Origin of the sequence: Streptomyces sp. NBC_00536 (genome assembly GCF_036346295.1) — a bacterium.
In the GTDB taxonomy this organism is placed as follows: domain Bacteria; phylum Actinomycetota; class Actinomycetes; order Streptomycetales; family Streptomycetaceae; genus Streptomyces.
The window spans coordinates 6,461,078-6,465,330 of sequence record NZ_CP107819.1; the positions used below are offsets into that span (position 1 = coordinate 6,461,078).

Below are 4,253 nucleotides of genomic sequence, written 5' to 3' on the forward strand. Positions count from 1 at the left end.
AGTGGAGCAGGGCTACGGCGACACCAGACCGGCCTCGTAGGCGATGATCACCAACTGGACCCGGTCACGGGCGTCGAGCTTCGCCAGCAGCCGGGTCACATAGGTCTTGGCCGTGTGGACGCTGATCACCATGTGCTCGGCCAGTTCCGCGTTGGACAGCCCCCGGCCGACCAGGCTGAGCACCTCCCGCTCCCGGACCGTGATGCCGCTGACGGTCCGCCGGGGCGCACTCGGCGCCCCGGGAGCGGGGAGACTCGCGAACTCCCTGATCAGCCGGCGCGTGACGCTGGGGGCGATCAGGCCGTCCCCGGCGGCGACCACCCGTACCGCCGCCAGGATCTCGTCCAGCGCCATGTCCTTGACCAGGAAACCCGAGGCGCCCGCCCGCAGCGCGGCGTACACGTAATCGTCGTCGTCGAAGGTGGTGAGCACCACGATCTGCGCCTTCGAGGGACCGGCGGTGATCTGCCGGGTCGCCTCGATGCCGTCCATGCCGGGCATCCGGATGTCCATGACGACGACGTCCGGCTCCAGCGAAGCGGTGAGTTCCACCGCCTCGGCCCCGTTGCCCGCCTCGCCGACCACCTCCAGGTCGGGCGCCTCGGTCATCACCATCTGCAGGGCGGTGCGCACCAGCGGCTGGTCATCGGCCAATACCACGCGGATGCTCATCGGACTCCTGCCGGGACGGGAAGACGGGCGGCGACGCGGAAGCCGCCCTGGGGAAGCGGACCGGCGGAGAACTCGCCCTGCAACAGACCGACGCGCTCCCGCATGCCCACCAGGCCGAAACCGGACCCGGTGACGGTGGACTGGATCCGGCGCCGGCCCTCGTTCACGACCTCGATGGCCAGCTCACGGTCCTGACAGTCGATGGACACCCGGCACGCCTTCGTGTCCGCGTGCCGCACCACGTTGGTGACCGCCTCCTGGATGATCCTGAAGGCCGACACCTCGATGTCGGGCGGCAACTGCCGCCGCTCCCCGAGCCATTGGACGTCGACCGTGATGCCCGCCGCCGCCGTGGTCTCGGCGAGCCGGTCGATGTTCGCCAGACCGGGACCGGGCTCCATCAGGGCGGGCTCGGCGTCGCCGCCGGCCTCCGGCTGCCGCAGCGCGCCCAGCATGCGGCGCAGCCCCGACAGCGTTTCCCGGCTCGCCGTCTCGATCTCACCCAGCGCCTCCCGGGCCCGGGCCGGCTGGGTCTCGATGACCCGGCGTGCGGCGCCCGACTGCAGGGCGATGATGCCGATGGTGTGCGCGACCATGTCGTGCAGCTCACGGGCGATCCGCAGCCGCTCGGCGGTGACCGCCTGGGCGGAGGCCTGGGCGCCGAGCTGCTCGGCGTGGACACGGGCCTGCTGCATCGAGTGGCCGATCAGCCAGGCGATGACCGCCAGCAGGATCGCCCCCTGGGCGTCACCGGAGTCGCGGGCGGGAACCATGGCCTCGTGCACGGCCACCACGAGGACGAGAAGACCCGCCGCGATCCACGAGGTCCGCCGCGGGCGGGTGGCGGTGATCACGCAGAGCGCGATGTCCGCGGACAGGAACTGCAGGGGCGGCAACTGCGACCCCTGCGCCCACCCGTTGTTCGCGGCCAGTGTGGCGAAGGCCAGCAGGAAGATGCCGATCAGCGGCCGGCGGCCCAGCAGCGCGCTGCCCGCCACGGCGATGAGGGCGGCCGCGCACAGCAGGGCCCAGTCCCGGTTCGCGGCCGAGTAGCCCGTGTAGGAGGAGCCGTTGATCCAGGCGAGGGCGCCCTCCTGTCCGATGAGCACCGTGGGATAGAGGGTGACCACCAGCCAGGTGAGGGCCGTCCAGCCACCCGGTGGCACGCGCTTGAGCAGCGGGAGAGTCAGCGTGGCGTACATGCGGCGATCGTAGCCAGACCGCTCCCGGACCGGCATCGGACCAGGGGAGTACACCCCTGGGTGACACGATGGGGCGGCCGGGTGTCACCCCTGGTGCGATGTACTGAACACCGCCCCGTAGGCAAGATGAGCCGCATGATCGAAGTCCACGAGCTGACGAAGCGCTACGGCAAGAAGGTTGCGGTCAACAACCTGACCTTCACCGTGAAACCGGGTCACGTGACCGGGTTCCTCGGCCCCAACGGAGCGGGCAAGAGCACCACCTTGCGCATGATCCTCGGATTGCACCGCCCGACCAGCGGCTCCGTCACCGTGGACGGCCGCGCGTACCGCGACCTGCCCCGCGGGATGCGGCACGTCGGCGCCCTGCTGGACGCCGGTGACGCGCACGGCGGCCGCACCGCCCACGCCCACCTCCGCGCACTGGCCCGCAGCAACGCGATCCCGCGCGGCCGGGTCGACGAGGTACTGAACGAGGTCGGTCTGGGGGAGGCGGCCGACCGCCGGATCGGCGGCTTCTCCCTCGGCATGCGCCAGCGCCTCGGCATCGCCACCGCACTGCTCGGCGACCCGCCGGTGCTGCTCTTCGACGAGCCGCTCAACGGCCTCGACCCCGAGGGCGTGTACTGGGTGCGCGGGCTGTTCCGCAGGCTGGCCGCCGAGGGGCGCACGGTCTTCGTCTCCAGCCACCTGATGACCGAGATGCAGCACACCGCCGAACACCTCATCGTCCTCGGCCGCGGGGAACTGATCGCCGCCGAGAGCGTGACCGAGTTCTCGGACCGCGGCGCCGGCCGGAGCGTGTCGGTCCGCACCGCGGATCCCGCGCGGCTCGTCCCGCTGCTGACCGTCGAGGGCGCGTCGGTCGAGGGGGTGTCCGAGGGGCAGTTCACGGCCGTCGGTCTCACCACGGACCGGATCGCCGAGATCGCCTTCGAGCACCGCATCCTGATCACCGAGCTGACCGCCCGCAGCGGCTCGCTGGAGGAGGCGTTCATGGGACTGACCGCAGACAGCGTCGAATACCTCGCAGGAGAGACCCGATGACCGCGCCGACGACGACGACGAAGACGACGACGATGACGACGAAGGCCATGGCCTGCCACGTCCGGGCCCCCGAACCGCGGGCGCGGTTCACCGACCTGCTCGCCGCGGAGTGGATCAAGCTGTGGTCGCTGCGCTCGACCATCTGGGCCTTCGCGGCCACCTTGCTGGTGGTCCTGTTCGTCAGCCTCAGCACCACCTACGGCGACTACCTGAGCTATCCCACCGACGCCGCGGACAGGCAGGAGTACTTCCGCCTGTACGGGGCGGTGGGGGACTCGTTCCCCCGGGGCAGCGCCACCTTCATGGTGTTCGGCGCCGGTGCCATCGGTGCCATCACGATGCTCGGTGAATGCACCACCGGAATGATCCGTACGACCTTCATGGCGGTCCCGGCCCGCCGTTCGGTGATGGCCGCCAAGGTGGGGGTGGTCGCCGCCACCACGACCGTGCTCGGGCTGCTCGCGGTGGGGATCTCCTACGGCGCGGTCCAGTGGATCCTGTCCGGCCGCGGCGTCGCCGCCGGCCTCGACCACCCGGGCGTGCCGCGCATGCTCGCCGCGTCCGTGGTGCTGGCCCCGGTGTCCGCCCTCGTCGGCATGGGGATGGGCGCGATCCTGCGGCACAGCGCGATCACCATCGTCACCACGATCACCCTGCTCTTCGTGGTCCCGTCCCTGCTGGACGAGCAGGACCACATCTCCGCCTCCATCCTCCACACGATGGTGCTCCAGTCGTGGCAGCGCCTGACCTTCGAGCCCAGCGGCCAGACATGGCCGTGGACGGCCGCCGGCGCCTGGACCGCGCTGGCCGGCTGGGCCCTGGTCGCCACCCTGCTCACCGTTTTCGCCTCCAGCCGCCGCGACGAATGAAACGCGATTAGTCAAGACGTGCCGTCGGGAAGTCCCGTCGCCCTCCCCGGGCGGCGGGACTTTCTGCTGTCCGGGACCTCGCGCTGTCAAGGAGCCGGCCGCTGGATCCGGCGGGTGTTCAACTGCATCCGCGAGGGCAGTTGAACACCCCCTTGAACACTCCCTTGGACACGCCCGAACCCCTCCGGATCCGGTACCGGAGGGCGGCGGCGGAGGGTCCCGGCAGAACGTTGATCACCGTGGGGGGCTGAGCCATAGTGGCTTTCCGGGAAGCTGCGGCGCCCCGTTCCACCGAGAAATGAAAAGGCGGGCATAAAGCCCGGTTCGAATTCCCGGTGGAAACGACGCCGCACATAGCCGCCATTTACCCGTGCCGGCATCAGGGCAGGGAAAAGGGCGGCTGGAGTTCACCAGTCAGCCTCGGCCGACGTCGCGGCCAGGACGTTAAGCAGGAGGGGTCCTG

At 70.6% G+C, this 4,253-nt stretch carries 4 protein-coding genes; 2 read left to right on the top strand and 2 right to left on the bottom strand.

Translation table 11 applies throughout. The annotated features are described in order from the left end of the window. Positions 1–12: 12 nt before the first annotated feature. Together OHS33_RS27915 and OHS33_RS27920 are read right to left on the bottom strand one after the other, a co-directional pair. Positions 13–672 carry a response regulator transcription factor gene (locus OHS33_RS27915; protein ID WP_330333160.1) on the bottom strand — a complete coding sequence of 220 codons (660 nt, stop codon included), beginning with the start codon at positions 670–672 and terminating at the stop codon, positions 13–15. After that, entirely contained in the window at positions 669–1,874 is a 1,206-nt protein-coding gene (locus OHS33_RS27920) for a sensor histidine kinase (protein ID WP_330333161.1), read from the bottom strand. The genes OHS33_RS27915 and OHS33_RS27920 overlap by 4 nt, the downstream gene beginning before the upstream one ends. A 135-nt stretch (positions 1,875–2,009) precedes the next feature. On the opposite strand from OHS33_RS27920, the gene OHS33_RS27925 reads away from it, so the two are divergent. Then, positions 2,010–2,921 carry an ATP-binding cassette domain-containing protein gene (locus tag OHS33_RS27925; protein ID WP_330333162.1) on the top strand — a complete coding sequence of 304 codons (912 nt, stop codon included), beginning with the start codon at positions 2,010–2,012 and terminating at the stop codon, positions 2,919–2,921. Beyond that, on the top strand, positions 2,918–3,790 hold the full coding sequence (locus OHS33_RS27930; RefSeq protein WP_330333163.1) for an ABC transporter permease: 873 nt from the start codon (positions 2,918–2,920) through the stop codon (positions 3,788–3,790). Before OHS33_RS27925 ends, OHS33_RS27930 begins: the two co-directional genes overlap by 4 nt. Positions 3,791–4,253: the final 463 nt, after the last annotated feature.